Raw genomic sequence first — 16,399 nt, forward strand, 5'->3', positions numbered from 1 at the left:
AACCCTATACCGCTAGGAAACCGCCCCCGGCTCGACTCGACTCGCCGCCGTCGCCATCGTCGTGCTGACCGCCTGCAACGCCCGCCGCCAGGGGAAGTAGGGACGATAGCGGTCGGTCTGCCCGGGACCGCCGAGCCGGCACACGTCCTCCCCGTAGAGGACGTGCACCCCCCAGTCCCGCAACTTCGCCAGGCTCTCGTGCAACGACGGATGCAGAGCCATGACCCGATTGGTGTACGGGACGACAGCCGTCGGAATGCCGTAGCCGTATCCCTCGACCAGCAGGCCGAGCACTAGGGTGTCGGTGATCCCGGCCGCCCACTTGTTGACGGTGTTGACCGTGGCCGGCGCGACGATCATCGCGGTGGCCTCGGGCAACATGTCCGGGTCGCCGGGACTCTTGTAGTCGGAGCGGACCGGGTGCCCGGTCTGGGCCTGCAAGGCCGCCACGTCGACGAACTTACGGCCGTCCGGGGTGGTGACCACGCAGACGTCCCAGCCCTCGGTCTGGGCCAGCCCGACCAGGATCCCGACGTCCCGGGCCATCGGTGAGCCGCACACCAGCACGTACAGCACACCAGGTGAGGGGTTACCCGTAATCACTCGAGGACCCACCTCATACGCCGACTCCCATCTGTTCGGCCAGCTCCGCGATCGGAGCCGGCGGCGTGCCCCGGGTACGCCGGAGCACGTCGGAAAGGACTTCGTGGGCGAGCGGCCGGCACCGGATCTCGGAAGGGGCGAGCCGGTCGCCCTCCAGCAGCATCTCGCCCGCTTTCTCCACATCGCCGATCTGCGTGTAACCGCGGGCGATGTCGAGGTAGTGATGCGCCCGGCGTTCCGGGAGCATCGCCTGGAAGCCGGTCTTGTCCATGCTCAGGTGCGTCTCGACGGCAAGGCGCCCGTCACCGAGATCGACCGCGGTCGCGCAGCGGTGCAGCTGCACGTTGGTCGGCCCGAAACTGGTCCAGTAGTAGTTGAAGTCGCCACCCAGCTCCAGAGACGCCTGCTCGGCGCCGCAGATCAGGTCGCGCACGGTCGCGGTGTCGCCGATCCGCGCGGCCGCCATGGCCCCGTTGAGCAGCAGCATCCCGTACACCGACAGTTGTTCGGCCTTGGGTCGTTCCGGGCCGATCGGCGCCAGCCGGTTGGCGATGTTGACGTTGACCTCGAGCGACGGCCGGACCCGGCCGAGCGCGAGCAGAGCACTGCCGACCCGGTAACTGGCCAGACCGGCCAGCAACTGGTCGCCGGCTCGCTGCGAGACCGCGATCGAACGGTCCGCCGCCAGCCAGGACAACTCGTGCTCGCCGACCTTGCGCAGCGCCGACGAGGCGATCTGGTAGACCTGCCCGAGCAGGTGTGCCGCGTGGGACGCCTCGTCGCTGTTCGCGTGGGCGCTGTCCGCCGCCTGGGCGTCGCGCAGCAGCTTGGGCAGAGCACGCGCCAGTACGCCGTACTTCGCGTGCTGGTAGGTGAGCCAGGCGTGGCTGACCGCTTTGCGCATCTCCGGCAGCGGTGGCGAATGTGGCACCGCTTGGAAGAACGCGCTCATCTGGTCATACCGCTCCAGAGCCGCCCGAATCTCCTCGACCTCGACCTGGTCGATGCAGTTCTGCGCCTCCGGCTTGCGTTCCACTTCCTTGCCCAGCAACAACGTGACATCGACCTGGAGCACATCGGCGATGTCATAGACAACGGAGAACTTGTCAAGCCGGCGGACCCCGCGTTCCACCTTGTCGACCCAGCTCTTGGATTTGCCCAGCCGGTCCGCGAACACCTGCTGGGACATCTTGCGTCGGCCCCGCCAATAGGCGACGCGACGGCCGATCGGCAGCTCGTCCACGGTGCCTCCCCCACTCAACCGGCGGCCCTTCCGCCGATGAGCCATCCGGTATCAAACGCAGTGTGGACCGCTCACGTGCGCGCAGATCGCACAGCGTGTGTGATCGCCTGCTCACCGATGCTCGTAGTTTTCCTTGCAAGTTGCAAAGGGTGGATCTGCCGGTCCCAACGACGTGCGTCGGGGCGGGATACGGCCCTCCAGCCCGATCCCGGGGGTATCGAGCTATGCAGTGGACCAGCCGTCAGCCGTTCGTCCCATCGTCAATCATCGACCGGACAGTGTTGCGCCGGGCTGCCTTGCGCTATGCCGCGCACGGCTGGCCCATCACCCCTGGCTCCTTCATGACCGGGCCCCGGATCGACTGCGGTCGCCCCGGATGCCCGATAGCAAGCTGCCATCCGGCCCTTGAGAATTGGGCCGCTTCGGCAAGCGACGATCCCGCACGGATCGCCACGTGGTGGCGGCGCCTGCCGCACACCGTTCTGTTCACCACCGGATCGGTCTTCGACGTCCTGGAGGTGCCGGCCGCCATCGGCCGTAACGGCCCCGGCCGGGGCCCGGTAGCGGTGGCCGCCGCCGGGCGGTGGATGTTCCTGGTCCGGCCCGGCAGCCCACTGCGCCCCGAACTGGCGAACCGCCTTGACGTGGTCCTGCACGGCCCCGGATCCTGGATCCCCGCACCACCGAGCCGGCTGCCCGAAGGCCCGGTCCGCTGGGAGACCCCGCCGGCCCGAGGCCGATGGCACCTGCCGCACTCCGAAGAGGTGCAGGAACGATTGGCCGCAGCCGTGGGAACCGGCGGGCCACCAGTGGTGGCCCGGGTCCCGAGACAACTGTCGACCGCCCGCCGAGCGGCCTGAGCACGAGAACACCTGGCATGAGACTAGGTAACAGCATCGAGCACGATGATCGCATCACCCGGAGGGTGGAAACACGCATGAGTGAATCCCGGGCTGTCCGGTTCTGCCACGGTCAGGCGGCCAGATCCCGGTAGGCGGCGATCACAGCCTCGGTGCGATCGGCCAGCTCAGGGCCACTCTCGGCGAGCGTCCCGACGCCGGTGACCCGGGCCAGGGTCCGCTCGGCGTGCCGTGCGGTGGCCGCTACCTGCCGCTCCCTGATGAAGCTCTCACCCGCACGGGCGGCGGTGTCGACACTGCGCAGGATCCGCTGCGCGGCGTCGCCGGCTTCCCGCCACGCCGACTCGGCACGTTCCCGCTGCACGTCGGCGGCCCGCCGGGCCGGACTGTCCACCGGGATGTCGGCGTCCCGCACCCCGGCCAGGTCGGCCCGCAGCCGGCGCAACTCCTGCCGCCGCTCCAGCACCTCGGCGAACTCCCCCAGCGCCCGGGTCAGCGACCGCTCGGCGAGAACCGGGTCGATCATGGCGCCCAGAGCCGGCCAGGTAGCCCGGACCCGCTGCGCGGCGTCCAGCGCGTCATAGAAGGCGGCCCGCTCCGGAACCGTCCACAGAACCCGGGACTCCCCGTCCCGGGGCACGGCGAACGCCGCCTGCTGGGCACCGCGGGCCTGCCGCCGCCACACCGCCGCGACGACACCGGCGCATCCGGCGGCGGCGAGCCACCAGCTGACCCCGAACGCACTGAGCACCGCCGCGACGACCAGCAGCGGCAGAGCGACCCGCGAGGCGAAGACGATCCGCTCGTCCCGGCCCCGCCCACTGGGCGGCCGGCAGACGAACTCGACGAGCGACCCGGTCCGCTCCCGGCGAACCACCCCACTACGAACCCGGAGCGGGTACGACGAGACGACCACTTTCTCAGCGTCAGCCCCGACAAACAGCTCCGCGCCCACGCCGCCTCCAGGAAGAAGTCGCACCCGAACCCTCCGGGCGGGCCCTGACCGCCGAGGGGAAACCGGCCGGGACCCGCCCACCCGCCGGGTCTCCCCGCCGGACGCCAGTGAGATCGGCCCCCCGCTCCCCCACTTGAGTCCCCACCCGTTGCACCCCGGTTGCGCTCACGGTCCAAGCGCCGGAATGAGAAAAGGGGGCCCGAAGGCCCCCTTTTCCCGTGCGGTCCTACGAGTCGCCGCCGGTCTCGCCCACCGGGGCGGCGTTGACGTCGTCGATCGCGTACTTCTTGGCGGCCTCGCCCGGCACGTGTGCCGGGACCAGGCCCTTCAGCGCCAGCTGGCGCAGCGTCGCCACGGCCACCGACTCGCCGTCCACGTGGAAGTGGCGGCGCAGGGCGTGCCGGGTGTCGCTCATGCCGAAGCCGTCGGTGCCGAGCGAGGTGTACCCGTTCGGGATCCAGCGGCTGACCAGGTCGGGCACGGCCCGCATCCAGTCGCTGACCGCCACCGACGGGCCCTCGGTCGCTTCCAGCTTCTGCTGGATGTACGGCTTGCGAGGGGCGTCGCTCGGGTGGAGCAGGTTGTGCTCCTCCGCCTCGATCGCGTCCCGGCGCAGCTCGGTCCAGGACGTGACCGACCACACGTCGGCGCTGACGCCCCAGTCCTGGGCGAGCAGCTCCTGAGCCTTGAGCGCCCAGCGCATGCCGGTGCCGGAGGCGAGCAGCTGCGCCTTCGGTCCGTCCTTGAGCGAGCTCTCGCTGTACCGGTAGATGCCCTTGAGCAGGCCCTCGGTGTCAAGGCCTTCCGGCTCGGCGGGCTGGATCGCCGGCTCGTTGTAGATGGTGAGGTAGTAGAAGATGTTCTCCTGCTTCTCGCCGTACATCCGGTGCAGGCCGTCCTGCATGATGTGCGCGATCTCGTACCCGAACGCCGGGTCGTAGGACACCACGGCCGGGTTGGTCGCCGCGATCAGCAGCGAGTGCCCGTCCTCGTGCTGCAGGCCCTCACCGTTGAGTGTGGTGCGGCCGGCGGTGGCGCCGAGCAGGAAGCCCCGGGTCATCTGGTCGGCGGCCGCCCACAGCTCGTCGGCGGTCCGCTGGAACCCGAACATCGAGTAGAAGATGTACAGCGGGATCATCGGCTCGTCGTGCGTCGCGTACGACGTACCGGCGGCGATGAAGCTGGCGGTCGAACCGGCCTCGTTGATGCCCTCGTGCAGGATCTGGCCGTTCGTCGCCTCCTTGTAGGACAGGAAGAGCTCCCGGTCCACGGAGGTGTAGGTCTGGCCGTGCGGCGAGTAGATCTTCTTGGTCGGGAAGAGCGAGTCCATGCCGAAGGTGCGGGCCTCGTCCGGGATGATCGGCACCCAGCGGGAACCGAACTCCTTGTCCCGCATCAGGTCCTTGAGCAGGCGGACGAACGCCATCGTGGTGGCGATCTTCTGCTTGCCGCTGCCGCTCTTGAGCACGCTGAACGCTTTCGCGTCCGGGATGGCCAGGGACTTCGCCTTGGTCCGCCGGGACGGGATCGACCCGCCCAGCTCACGACGGCGCTCGACCATGTACTGGTACTCGTCGGACTTCTCACCGGGGTGGAAGTACGGCGGGAGGTACGGGTTCTCCTCGAGCTGCTTGTCGCTGATGTCGAGGTAGAGCCGGTCCCGGAAGCCCTTGAGGTCGGGCAGGGTCAGCTTCTTCATCTGGTGCGTGGCGTTGCGCGCCTCGAAGTGCGAGCCCAGCGTCCAGCCCTTGACGGTCTTCGCCAGGATCACGGTCGGCTGACCGGTGTGCTCGGTGGCCGCCTTGTAGGCCGCGTAGAGCTTGCGGTAGTCGTGGCCGCCGCGCTTGAGGTTCCAGATGTCGTCGTCGCTCATCGGGTCGACGAGCTTGCGGGTGCGCGGGTCCCGGCCGAAGAAGTGCTCGCGCACGTACGCCCCGGACTCGCCCTTGTAGGTCTGGTAGTCACCGTCGGGCGTGACGTTCATCAGGTTGACCAGCGCGCCGTCGGTGTCGGCGGCCAGCAGCGAGTCCCACTCGCGGCCCCAGACGACCTTGATCACGTTCCAGCCGGCGCCGCGGAAGAACGACTCCAGCTCCTGGATGACCTTGCCGTTGCCGCGTACCGGGCCGTCGAGACGCTGCAGGTTGCAGTTGATCACGAAGGTGAGGTTGTCCAGCTCCTCGCGGGCGGCCAGGCCGATCGCGCCGAGCGACTCGACCTCGTCCATCTCGCCGTCGCCGAGGAACGCCCAGACGTTCTGCTGGCTGGTGTCCTTGATGCCGCGGTTGTGCAGGTATCGGTTGTACCGCGCCTGGTAGATCGCGTTCAGCGGGCCGAGGCCCATGCTGACCGTCGGGAACTCCCAGAAGTTCGGCATCAGGCGGGGGTGCGGGTACGACGGGAGACCGCCACCCGGGTGCGACAGCTCCTGGCGGAAACCGTCGAGCTGGTGGGTGGTGAGCCGGCCTTCGAGGTAGGCCCGCGCGTACATCCCCGGGGAGGCGTGACCCTGGTAGTAGATGTGGTCGCCACCGCCCGGGTGGTCCTTGCCCCGGAAGAAGTGGTTCATGCCGACCTCGTAGAGGCTGGCGCTGGACGCGTAGGTCGAGATGTGACCGCCGACGCCGATCTCCGGGCGCTGCGCGCGGTGCACCAGCATCGCGGCGTTCCACCGGATGTAGGCGCGGATCCGCCGCTCGACGAACTCGTCGCCGGGGAACCAGGGCTCACGCTCCGGCGGGATGGTGTTGATGTAGTCCGTGGATGTCAGTGGAGGAACGCCGACCTGTCGCTCCCGGGCCCGCTCCAGCAGGCGCAACATCACATAACGGGCTCTTTTGGCGCCTCGTTCGTCGATGACTCCGTTGAGCGACTCGACCCACTCGTTGGTTTCCTCGGGGTCGATGTCAGGAAGCTGGCTCGGCAGGCCATCGCTGATCACCGGGCGCTTGCGCTCCGTGGCCACAGGCAGTCCTCTGGGTGTGAGTGTCGGACCTCCGGGCGACCCTGGTCGTTGTGGAACCAGTTGGTGGCGAATCGCTCGGAATAGGCCTCCATCCTGCCCCCTTGCCGTGCGCCTCGTCACGCCTACCCATGGTCTTCGCGATGCGCGACACATGTACTGATCAGTAACTTTGTGGAGACGTTGAAAAACAGCTGAAACAATGCCGTCACGAAAAAATCTTGAACGATCGATCCAGAACCGATTAGAGTGCGAATATGGCCAGGTTGCGGGAGTTCGACACCGATCGGGCCGTCGAGCAGGCCATGGAGCTGTTCTGGGAGCGTGGTTACGAGGCCACCTCGGTCCGGCACCTGACCGAGCGGCTCGGCGTCGGGCAGGGCTCGCTCTACGCGGCCTTCGGCAGCAAGGACGGGCTCTACCAGGCCGCCCTGGAGCACTACCGGGACAGCCTGGCCAGCACGGCGCTCGGCGAACTGGAGACCGGCGGCGACGTCCGCACCGTGTTGCGGGCGATGCTGCTGGAGCGGGTCCGGATCGCGACCGTCAGCGGGGGCCGCGGGTGCCTCTTCGTGAACGCGGCGGCCGAGCGACTGCCCGGCGACGCCGCCACCGGCCGGTTCGTCCGGGACGCGATGACCGCCTCCACCGACGCGCTGACCGCCCTGCTCGCCACGGCGGCCGGGCGGGGCGAGATCACCACCCGGCACGATCCGGCGGACCTGGCCGGCTTCCTGGTGACCTTCCTCAACGGATTACTGATCAGCAGCAAGGTGATCCCGGACGAGCGGGTGCTCGCCGGGCATCTGGAGGTCGCGCTGTCGACCCTGGAACGGAACAGTTCGCGGCCACCCTCGAACCACTGCTCCAGGGTGTCGCCGACGCCGTCACCGGATTCGATCCGGCGGTGCTGAACACCCAGATCCGGGCCACTCTCGCGACCACCGGGCGGGAGACGTCCCTGCCACTGCCGGAGAGCGCCGGCGAGTTCGCCGCGCAGGCGGCCGCGATCGGCGCCGCACTGGCCGGCTGGGCGAACAGGCGCTGGCCCGGCTGACGGCGCAGCCGATCGGTTTCCCGGCCGGGCCGCCCGTGGTCCGCAGGCGCGCGAGCGGCTCCTCGCCGAACTGCTGTTCCGCCGGGTCCGGCACACCAGCGTGGTGGAGTACGCCCGGCAGGTGATCACCGGAGCGGGCGGGCCGCCCGGGTACGGGTTCGACCACGACGGCGCGACGGTGCTCCCGGCGGTCGTGGGCGCGACCGTGCTGGACGCACCGCGGTATCTGCTGACCTGGCGGGCCGGGACCGAACCGGGCGACGCGACCTGGGTTCCGGCGATCACGGACCACGCGGCTGAGGATCGTACCGCCGCAATCGGTCTCGCATCGGTGACCAGCGGCGGACCGCTCGCCGCGCACCTCACCGCGAGCCCCGCCGAGGACGGCGTCCGCACCGCCGTCATCCACCCCACCCGGCGTGGCGCGGACCGTGATCACCCTTTCAGGAACGAGAACCTGACCTGGCGGATCGGGTTGTCGCCGTTCGGGTCCACCAGGCAGATCGACTGCCAGGTGCCGAGGGCGATCTCGCCGCCGATCACCGGGAGCGTGGCGTACGGCGGGATCCACGCCGGCAGGACGTGATCGCGGCCGTGCCCCCGGGACCCGTGCCGGTGCTGCCACTTGTCCGCGGTCGGCAGCAGGTCGTCGATCGCGGTCAGCAGGTCGTCGTCGGAACCGGCTCCGGTCTCGATGATGGCCAGTCCGGCGGTCGCGTGCGGGACGAAGACGTGCAGCAGACCGTCCTTTTCGGACCGGACGAACTTCGCGGCCTCCGGGGTGATGTCCACGACCACGGGAGAGCCGCCGCTCCGCACGGTGATCAACTCGGTACGCATCGCCAGAGCCTATGTGTACAGGTCGAGCAGCAGGAACACCACTGTGGCGGCGGCCACCCAGCCGAGGCTCTGCAACAGGCGCAGAGCGGCGTACCGCAAGATCATGTCTCTGAGTAGACCACCACGTCACCTGTCGTGTGTGGCAGATCGAACTTTCCTGCAGTGGTACTACTGGCCCGCGTCGGGAATGCTGAATCTCGTGACCACCCCGCAAAGCCTCGACGAGCGGTTCCGCGAAGCGGTCTCGGCCCTGCGGCCACCGGACTCCGGGCGCGCCCCCGGCGATCCGGTCCGGGACGGCACCACCCTGACCGGGACCCAGGCGAAGGACCTCTTCGACGCACAGCTGACCAGCCGCCACCTCGACCTCGCCGCGCGCTGGCTGCGCAGCTTCAACGAGGGCTTCCACACCACCGGTTCGTCCGGGCACGAGGGCAACGCCGCCGTCGCGGCGGTGCTGCGCGGCGACGACCCGGCCCTTCTGCATCACCGTTCGGCGGCCTTCTATTGCGTACGAGCGGCGAACACCCCCGCCACCACCGGCCCCGACCGGGCCCGCCGCCTCGAAGAGGCCGCCCGCGACGTGCTGCGCGGCGTGGTCGCGTCGGTCCGCGACCCGATCACCGGCGGCCGCGACAAGATCTTCGGCAACCCGGCCCTGCACCTGATCCCGGCCCTCGCCGGAGGTGGCGGCCACCTGCCCCGCGCGGCCGGCCTGGCCCACGCGCTGACCCGGCCCGGCGACACCCCGTGGCCGGCCGACGCGATCGTGGTCGCCTCCTTCGGCGACGGCGCCCCCGGCCGGGCCGGCGGCATCTCCGGGCTGGACATGGCCGGCCGGCTCGAATTCGCCGGCCAGCGGGTGCCGCTGCTGCTGGTGTGCGAGGACGACACGCCCGGCGGGCCCGACCCGGACGGCTGGACCGCGCGGGTGCTGCGCGGCCGCCCCGGACTGCGCTACTCGTTCGCCGACGGCTGCGACCCGGCCTCGGTGTTCGACGCGGCGAGCGAGGCGGTGGAGTTCGTCCGTGGCGAGCGCCGGCCCGCTGTCCTGCACCTGTCCACCGTCCACCTGCTCGGGCAGGCCGGCGACCCGGAACCAGGCAGCCTCGACCGGGACCCCCTCGCGGTCACCGCCCGGCTGCTCGTCGAAGCCGGGCTCTACACGCCGGACGAGGTGATCACCCGCTACGACGAGGTGGGCTGGCAGGTCCGCAAAGCCGCCGAGGAAGTGCTCGGCGAGCCGAAACTGGCCGCCCTCGGTGAGATCGCCGCCACGCTGGCGCCGCGCCGCCCGCTGCGGGTCGCGAACGCCGTCAGCGAGGCCGCCGGGCGGGCCCTCGACGCCGGGGCGCCCGACCGGGAGCGTGCCTTCGGTGGGCGGCTGCCCGAGGACGCCGGGCCGATGACCCTGGCCCAGACCATCGGCGCCACCCTCACCGACGCCCTGGCCGCTGATCCTGGAGTGCTGGTCTTCGGGCCGGCCACCACCCGGGGCGGCCGGTTCGGCGTGACCGCCGGCCTGCAAGCGGCTTTCGACGACCCGCCGGCTCGGGTTTTCGACAGCCCGCCGGACACCACCACGATCCTCGGACTGGCCCTGGGGGCCGGAGTGGCCGGTCTGCTGCCGATTCCCGAGTTGGACGGCCTGGCGGCTCTCTGGGGCGGCCTGGAGCAGCTGCGTGCCGAGGCGGCCGGCATGGGGCACCTGTCGGCCGGCGCCTACCGCAACCCGATGGTGCTACGGGTGCCCGGTCTCGCCCAGCCCTTCGGCGTCGGCGGCCACCTGGCCAACGAGAACACCGTGGCCGCCCTGCGGGACGTGCCCGGCCTCGTCGTGGCGGTCCCGGCCCGCGCCGCCGACGCCGCCCCGATGCTGCGCTCCTGCCTGGCCGCCGCGGCCGTCGACGGCACCGTCTGCGTCTTCCTCGAACCGGCCGCCCTCTACCAGACGAGGGACCTCTATCAACAAGGCGACAACGAGTGGCTGGCCCCGTACCCGGCCCCCGGCGAATGGGCCGAGGATCACGTTCCGATCGGCCGGGCCCGCACCTACGGGCTCGGCAATGCCCAGGACCTGACGATCGTGACGTACGGCAACGGTGTCCGGTTGTCGCTGCGTGTCGCGGCACAACTTGCCGCCGACGGGTACGGTTCCCGGGTGGTCGACCTCAGATGGCTGAACCCGCTGCCCACCGCGGATCTGGTGCGTGAAGCCGGAGTGACCGGTCGCGTGCTGATCGTGGACGAGACCAGGCGCTCCGGTGGTGTCGGTGAGGGAGTGCTCGCCGCTCTGGTCGATGGGGCATTTGTCGGATCCGTCCGGCGAGTGGCGGCTGCCGACGCACCCGTTCCGCTGGGTCCCGCCGCCCAGCACGTCCTCGTGGGAGAAGATGCCATCACACAGGGTGCCCACACTCTGCTGGCACGGTAAATTGCCACACACTCGGTGTGCCACTTGCGCACCGGCTCCGGAATGTGTGGACTACCCCAAAGGTTCCGGGATTTTTCTTTGACGGCTAGGAGGATTTGGACAGTGAGCGCGACCGCGGGTCAGGCCGACGGCGTACGTAGCCTGGCGGACCGGTTCGGCCTGGAGCCGAACATGGTGGTCATGGAGATGGGCTACGACGACGATGTCGACGAGGATCTCCGTGACGCCCTGACCGAACGCGTCGGTGACACGGTCGACGAGGACACCGATGAGGTGGTCGACGCGGTACTGCTCTGGTACCGCGACGGCGACGGTGACCTTTTCGAAATTCTCACCGATGCTCTCGGCCCTCTCGCCGACAACGGCGTGGTGTGGCTGCTGACCCCGAAAGCCGGGCGTGACGGACACGTCGAACCGAGCGAGATCAGTGAGTCGGCCCCCACCGCGGGCCTACAGCAGACCTCGACGGTGAACGCCGGCAAGGATTGGACCGGCGCACGCCTGGTCACCCCCCGGGGCGCCAAGAAGAAGTAGCTCACTGGCCCCTCACCCCAGGTCGGTGCCCCGGGCAGGCACCGGCCCGTCATCGTATGCCTCAGGCCCTGTCCGGCGCCTCGCTTTCATGCGTCAGCTTCATGCGTCAGCGAGGCGCCGGGCAGGGCCTACTCTTGGCGGATGCCGATCGACGTGGGAGCCCGGGCCCCCGACTTCGTCCTGAAGGACCAGAACAACCAGGAGGTCCGCCTCAGCGACTTCCACGGTCGCAAAGCGGTCCTGCTGGTGTTCTACCCCTTGGCGTTCACCAGCCGCTGCCAGGGCGAACTGACCGAGATCCAGGAGAACCTCGCCGAATACACGAGCGACCACCTCCAGGTGCTCACCGTCAGCGTGGACTCGGTCTACAGCCACAAGATCTGGGCCGGCCAGGAAGGCTACGACTTCCCGCTGCTGGCCGACTTCTGGCCACACGGGGCGGTCGCGACCGCCTACGGCGTCTTCGACGACGAACGCGGCATCGCCAACCGCGGCACCTTCCTCATCGACGAGACCGGCACCATCCGGTTCACCGAGATGACCGGCCCCGGCGAGACCCGCGACCAGACCACCTGGCGCACCGCCCTCGCCACCATCGGCCGGCGATCAGCGACAGGGTAGGATGACGGCTCCGGTCTTCACTGGAGATCGGGCGCGTAGCTCAGTGGGAGAGCACTCGCCTTACAAGCGAGGGGTCGCAGGTTCGAAACCTGCCGCGCCCACCAAACGGGCCCTCATCTGCGGAAACGTCATGATCAGCAGATGAGGGGCCGGTACGTCCGGTGGTTGGACACAACTCGCCTTCCGTGTTTTCAAACCGGAGGGGGTCCTCGCTGGCGAGCTTTCTGTCGGCATTTATCGAGACTAGGGGTTTTGGTAAATTCCGTGCCGGCCGATACGCCGCCATCTGACTGCTGTTTCGCCGTCGATCTGAACGAACTCGAATGTCGCACGACCGTCGGGTCCTGAGAATGACCAGGTCATCTCCCAGAGGCCGTTCGTATTGATCATCGGCTTGACCCGCAGGCTCGCGGGCCATTGCCGCCCGGAATCGCTTATGTATGCCGCGCATGCCGCGTTGAAAACGGGCATGAGGGAGCGGAAGATGCGCCGATGGTCGATCGGCATGGATTTCCAGTCGGCAGCGAACTCATCCGTCTTGTCGAACTTCACTCGTCGATGTCCAAGCTGTCCATGAAGTCGTCGACGTTGTCGTATGTGGTGGTGCGGCCGGCGGCGATGTCGGCGTCCGCGCGCCGTTCGCCCTCCTGCCAACCCTCAGCCCAGAACCATGCCTGGCTTGCGGGTACGGCTATGGCTGGGCGAAGTTCCAGGACGCCGTCGCTGCGCTCGGTGATCTCGACCTGGGAGCCCGGTTTGTCAAGGCCGTAGCGCTTGCGTAGCACCGGAGGCAGGGCGACGGTGCCACGTGACTGGACGGAGACGAACCCGTGGAATGAATGCGTCGTCACAGGCTCAGGCGCAGATGAGGCGTCGGCAAGGTTCTTCACGGTCCGGCGAACAGCCCTGTTGCCGGCCCGGCCGCTGGTGGAGGACCTCGCGGACTTCTTGCTCGATGCGGCTCGTGACGGTCGGCTGGTCCCGGCGTTGTCAGGTGTCTCCTCCATACGACGAGTATGCGGGAGTCACACGGTACCGCCAAGCAGCATTGCTGCAATGCAGCTTTAGAGCGCCAGCGATAGTCGCAGATCGTTTGTCATCGGACTTTCGTTGTCAATCGTGCGTTAGTAGTGGTGAGGCGTGCTCCAGAGGGGCCGCGAGGGCCGGGAAACGGCCGACTGAATCAGCGGCGAGCTCTGTCGATCTGGGCCCTGCCGCACATCGAGGATCCTCAGCGAGGTGCGAATCGTCTCAGCCGCCGTCTCGTTCAGTCGCGTACGGCTTCGTCCGAGTGCGTCCGACAGGGTGGATCGGTGCTGCTCGCGGACTGTTATGGACCTTGCCGAACGTTCCTTCGCTGAACTTACAAGCGAGGGGTCGCAGGTTCGAAACCTGCCGCGCCCACGAGTGTCGGGGTCCCCGGTCCGCAGAAAGCGCGAACCGGGGGCCGAGCCCGCGGAAACCCCGCATCGCGGTGGTCACTGTGGGCGGTCCTGCCTTTCAGGCTGGGACGTAGGTGATTACCTCTACCCCTGTTGCGGAGCGCCAGCTGCCCTGGTGGGTCAGGGCCAGGCGGGTGCCTGGTTCCCATAGGTGGGTGCCCTCGCCCACCACCACTGGGTAGATCATCAGGCGGTACTCGTCGATCAGGTTGTGTCTGGTCAAGTAGTTGACCAAGGTGCCGCTTCCGTTGATCAGCAGGGTGCCGGCGGTGGCTTTGAGTTCGGTCACCGCGGTGGCCACCTCGCCCGGCAGGAAGGTGGCGTTCCACTCCGGCTCGGTGAGTGTGGTGGTGGCCACGTGTTTCGGCATCGCGTTCATCTTCACGCCGAAGTGCCCGGTCTCGGCTTCCATCTGTGGCCAGGCCGCTTTGAAACCCTCGTACGTCTTGCGCCCGAGCAGCAGTGCGTCGGCTTCCTGAAGGTTGGCGTCCTGCCACGCGCCGAGTTCCTCATTGAAGTACGGCCCGCTCCAGACCGGCTCCTCGAACACGCCGTCGAGGGTCACGTACTCCACCGCAACGATCTTGCCCATCGCCCTCACCCCTGTCTGTCGTCGTTTCCCCCGCAACGAGCCGCCGACGGGCGGAGTCGCGGGACCGGTCTTCTCAAATCCGGTCATTTCCCGCCGATGAGTGGTTCGTGGGATTTCGCATCAGTCACAAACTCCTCCTCCTCGGTCTCGGTAGCGTGCTGATCACGGCTGTCGTACTCGTCGCCGTGGGCGCCTGGCAGAGCAGCAGGTTCGCCGACAGCACCGAGAAGGAGGTGCTCCGGCAGAATCAGGCCGCCCTCGGGCAGAGCGCCTCCGACGTCAGTGCCCTCGTCAAGACCGTCGGTGACGAGGTGCAGGAGGGCGTCGACAAGAGCATGAGCAGTGCTTCGGCGTTCCTCTCGCAGAGTGGCGGGATGCGAACCGCGAGCGGACGGGTCAGCTGGACGGCCACCAACCAGGTCACCCAGGAGGCGACCAAGGTCACTCTGCCCCGGATCGAGATCGGCGGCGACTGGCTGGGGCAGAACACCGACCTGAAGAAGGCCACCACGTTCGTCGACGACGCCAAGGAGTTGTCCGGGGCCGACGTCACGGTCTTCCAGCGGATGAACACGGCCGGCGACCTGCTGCGGGTCGGCACGACCGTCAAGTCCGCGAAGGGCACCCGGGCCATCGGCACCTACATTCCGGCCAGTGCGGACGGTAAGGCCAACGCGGTCGCCGCCGCGATCCTGGCCGGGAAGACGTACCGGGGCGTCGCGGTCGTCGTCGGCACCCCCTACATCACCGTGTACGAGCCGATCAAGAACTCGTCCGGCGCGGTGATCGGCGCGCTCTTCGTCGGTGTGCCGCAGGCCGACGCACTGTCCACGCTCACCACGGCGATCAGCGAGACGAAGATCCAGACGAACGGCTGGGTCGCCGTCTTCAGCACCGCGACCGCGGACCGCGGCCGGATCGTCGCCTCCAACCTGGCGGACCTGGTCGGCCAGACCGCTCTGGACGCCACCGACGCCGACGGCACCCGTTACGTCGAGGAGATCGTCACCAAGGCGCCGGAACTCACCGACGGCAGTACGTGGCAGTCCAAGTATCAGCTGGCCGGCGCCGCGGGTGCCCCGGCCGGTGACACCACCACCTCGGTCGCCTTCTACGCGCCGTACCAGTGGGCGGTGACCGTGGGCGGTTACGACGCCGACGCCGCGACCGCGGTGACCGTGGTCCGGGACGGGCGCTCCACGATGCTGCAGTGGTTCATGATCGCCGGGCTGCTGCTGGCCGTGGCCGGGGCGGCGCTGGCGTACCTGCAGGCTTCCCGGATCTCCCGCCGGATGGCGGGGCTGACCGGGGCACTGCAGCGCCTCGCCAACCACGATCTCACCGTGCGGGTCGACGACAAGGGTTCCGACGAGATCGGTGAGGCCGGCATCGCGCTGAACACCGCCGTCGCCGAGTTGCGCTCGGTGATGCAGGAGGTGACCACTGCCTCCGACGAGGTGGCCGGCACCGCCCAGCGGGTCACCACCACCGGCGGTGAGATGTCGGCCGCGGCGGATACCGCGGCTGACCGGGCCGGGGCGGTCAGCACCTCGGCCGAGACCGTGTCGCACGTGGTGCAGACCGTGGCCGCCGGCGCCGAGGAGATGGGCGCGTCGATCAGCGAGATCTCGCACAACGCCCAGGAGGCCGCGCAGGCCGGCCGGGACGGGGTCGGCCTGACCGCGGCCGCCGCCGGGGTCATCGCCGAACTGCGGGCTTCCACCGCGAAGATCACCGACGTGGTGCAGCTGATCGCCACCATCGCCGAGCAGACCAACCTGCTGGCCCTGAACGCGACCATCGAGGCGGCTCGCGCCGGGGAGACCGGCAAGGGCTTCGCGGTGGTCGCCGGTGAGGTCAAGGAACTGGCCCAGGAGACCGCCCGGGCGACCGAGGACGTCACCGCGCGGGTGGCCGCGATCAACGCCGACACCGCGCGCGCGGTCCAGGCCATCGATGCCATCACCGAGCGGATCGGCCAGGTCAACGACTACCAGACGGCCATCGCGGCGGCGGTCGAGGAGCAGGCGGCCACCACCGCCGAGATGGCCCGCAACATCTCCGAGGCGGCCGGCGGCAGCCGGGACATCGCCGACGGCATCGGCACGGTGAGCGGGGCGGTGCAGAGCACCCGCGAGTCGGTGGCGACGTCGCACCGGGCAGCCGACGAGCTGACCGCCACCGCGCACCGGCTCACCGACCTGGTCGGGCGGTTCACGGTCCGATAGCGGGCGGGGCGTAATCCGGTTCGGGTCG

15 protein-coding genes and 1 tRNA gene are annotated in these 16,399 nt (G+C 69.1%); 8 read left to right on the plus strand and 8 right to left on the minus strand.

Annotated features, from left to right (window positions below; translation table 11 throughout):
• Positions 1 to 12: 12 nt before the first annotated feature.
• Together BLU81_RS25975 and BLU81_RS25980 are read right to left on the minus strand one after the other, a co-directional pair.
• The gene (locus BLU81_RS25975; RefSeq protein WP_092547071.1) at positions 13 to 603 is read right to left on the minus strand and encodes a flavoprotein; all 591 of its coding nucleotides are present in this window, start codon (positions 601 to 603) and stop codon (positions 13 to 15) included.
• A gap of 13 nt (positions 604 to 616) precedes the next feature.
• Positions 617 to 1,846 (minus strand): helix-turn-helix domain-containing protein, encoded by a 1,230-nt coding sequence (locus tag BLU81_RS25980; RefSeq protein ID WP_092547072.1) that lies wholly within the window; start codon positions 1,844 to 1,846, stop codon positions 617 to 619.
• A 224-nt stretch (positions 1,847 to 2,070) separates the two neighbouring features.
• On the opposite strand from BLU81_RS25980, the gene BLU81_RS25985 reads away from it, so the two are divergent.
• Complete coding sequence (locus BLU81_RS25985; protein ID WP_092547073.1) at positions 2,071 to 2,706, plus strand: bifunctional DNA primase/polymerase; 636 nt, start codon at positions 2,071 to 2,073, stop codon at positions 2,704 to 2,706.
• A gap of 112 nt (positions 2,707 to 2,818) precedes the next feature.
• Here the strand turns inward: BLU81_RS25985 and BLU81_RS25990 are convergent, their stop codons facing one another.
• Both BLU81_RS25990 and aceE read right to left on the minus strand, forming a co-directional pair.
• Positions 2,819 to 3,661: a hypothetical protein gene (locus BLU81_RS25990; RefSeq protein ID WP_092547074.1), complete on the minus strand. Its 843-nt coding sequence runs from the start codon at positions 3,659 to 3,661 to the stop codon at positions 2,819 to 2,821.
• Positions 3,662 to 3,887: 226 nt separating this feature from the next.
• Positions 3,888 to 6,626: a pyruvate dehydrogenase (acetyl-transferring), homodimeric type gene (gene aceE / locus BLU81_RS25995; RefSeq protein WP_092547075.1), complete on the minus strand. Its 2,739-nt coding sequence runs from the start codon at positions 6,624 to 6,626 to the stop codon at positions 3,888 to 3,890.
• Between the two features lie 254 nt (positions 6,627 to 6,880).
• On the opposite strand from aceE, the gene BLU81_RS26000 reads away from it, so the two are divergent.
• Together BLU81_RS26000 and BLU81_RS48595 are read left to right on the plus strand one after the other, a co-directional pair.
• A complete protein-coding gene (locus tag BLU81_RS26000) occupies positions 6,881 to 7,537 on the plus strand; it encodes a TetR/AcrR family transcriptional regulator (RefSeq protein WP_092547076.1) in 657 nt (218 codons plus the stop codon).
• The gene (locus BLU81_RS48595) at positions 7,531 to 7,680 is read left to right on the plus strand and encodes a hypothetical protein (protein ID WP_157751786.1); all 150 of its coding nucleotides are present in this window, start codon (positions 7,531 to 7,533) and stop codon (positions 7,678 to 7,680) included. Before BLU81_RS26000 ends, BLU81_RS48595 begins: the two co-directional genes overlap by 7 nt.
• A gap of 435 nt (positions 7,681 to 8,115) precedes the next feature.
• Here the strand turns inward: BLU81_RS48595 and BLU81_RS26005 are convergent, their stop codons facing one another.
• The gene (locus BLU81_RS26005) at positions 8,116 to 8,520 is read right to left on the minus strand and encodes a YjbQ family protein (protein ID WP_092547077.1); all 405 of its coding nucleotides are present in this window, start codon (positions 8,518 to 8,520) and stop codon (positions 8,116 to 8,118) included.
• A gap of 187 nt (positions 8,521 to 8,707) precedes the next feature.
• Here BLU81_RS26005 and BLU81_RS26010 point away from each other — a divergent pair, with 187 nt between their 5' ends.
• The 4 genes from BLU81_RS26010 to BLU81_RS26025 all read left to right on the plus strand — a co-directional run bounded on the left by BLU81_RS26010 (position 8,708) and on the right by BLU81_RS26025 (position 12,213).
• Positions 8,708 to 10,954: a transketolase C-terminal domain-containing protein gene (locus tag BLU81_RS26010; protein ID WP_092547078.1), complete on the plus strand. Its 2,247-nt coding sequence runs from the start codon at positions 8,708 to 8,710 to the stop codon at positions 10,952 to 10,954.
• Positions 10,955 to 11,056: 102 nt separating this feature from the next.
• The gene (locus BLU81_RS26015; RefSeq protein WP_092547079.1) at positions 11,057 to 11,488 is read left to right on the plus strand and encodes a DUF3052 domain-containing protein; all 432 of its coding nucleotides are present in this window, start codon (positions 11,057 to 11,059) and stop codon (positions 11,486 to 11,488) included.
• A gap of 141 nt (positions 11,489 to 11,629) precedes the next feature.
• On the plus strand, positions 11,630 to 12,109 hold the full coding sequence (locus BLU81_RS26020; protein WP_092547080.1) for a peroxiredoxin: 480 nt from the start codon (positions 11,630 to 11,632) through the stop codon (positions 12,107 to 12,109).
• A gap of 29 nt (positions 12,110 to 12,138) precedes the next feature.
• Positions 12,139 to 12,213 (plus strand) — tRNA-Val (locus BLU81_RS26025).
• Positions 12,214 to 12,352: 139 nt separating this feature from the next.
• Here BLU81_RS26025 and BLU81_RS26030 read toward each other — a convergent pair.
• The 3 genes from BLU81_RS26030 to BLU81_RS26040 all read right to left on the minus strand — a co-directional run bounded on the left by BLU81_RS26030 (position 12,353) and on the right by BLU81_RS26040 (position 14,143).
• The gene (locus BLU81_RS26030; protein WP_092547081.1) at positions 12,353 to 12,661 is read right to left on the minus strand and encodes a hypothetical protein; all 309 of its coding nucleotides are present in this window, start codon (positions 12,659 to 12,661) and stop codon (positions 12,353 to 12,355) included.
• Positions 12,658 to 13,116 (minus strand): AbrB/MazE/SpoVT family DNA-binding domain-containing protein, encoded by a 459-nt coding sequence (locus BLU81_RS26035; RefSeq protein WP_197685981.1) that lies wholly within the window; start codon positions 13,114 to 13,116, stop codon positions 12,658 to 12,660. Before BLU81_RS26035 ends, BLU81_RS26030 begins: the two co-directional genes overlap by 4 nt.
• Positions 13,117 to 13,609: 493 nt before the next feature.
• Positions 13,610 to 14,143 carry a dihydrofolate reductase family protein gene (locus BLU81_RS26040; protein ID WP_092547083.1) on the minus strand — a complete coding sequence of 178 codons (534 nt, stop codon included), beginning with the start codon at positions 14,141 to 14,143 and terminating at the stop codon, positions 13,610 to 13,612.
• A 107-nt stretch (positions 14,144 to 14,250) separates the two neighbouring features.
• On the opposite strand from BLU81_RS26040, the gene BLU81_RS51630 reads away from it, so the two are divergent.
• On the plus strand, positions 14,251 to 16,371 hold the full coding sequence (locus tag BLU81_RS51630) for a methyl-accepting chemotaxis protein (RefSeq protein WP_092547084.1): 2,121 nt from the start codon (positions 14,251 to 14,253) through the stop codon (positions 16,369 to 16,371).
• Positions 16,372 to 16,399: the final 28 nt, after the last annotated feature.

The organism is Actinoplanes derwentensis (assembly GCF_900104725.1).
Taxonomy (GTDB): Bacteria; Actinomycetota; Actinomycetes; order Mycobacteriales; family Micromonosporaceae; genus Actinoplanes; species Actinoplanes derwentensis.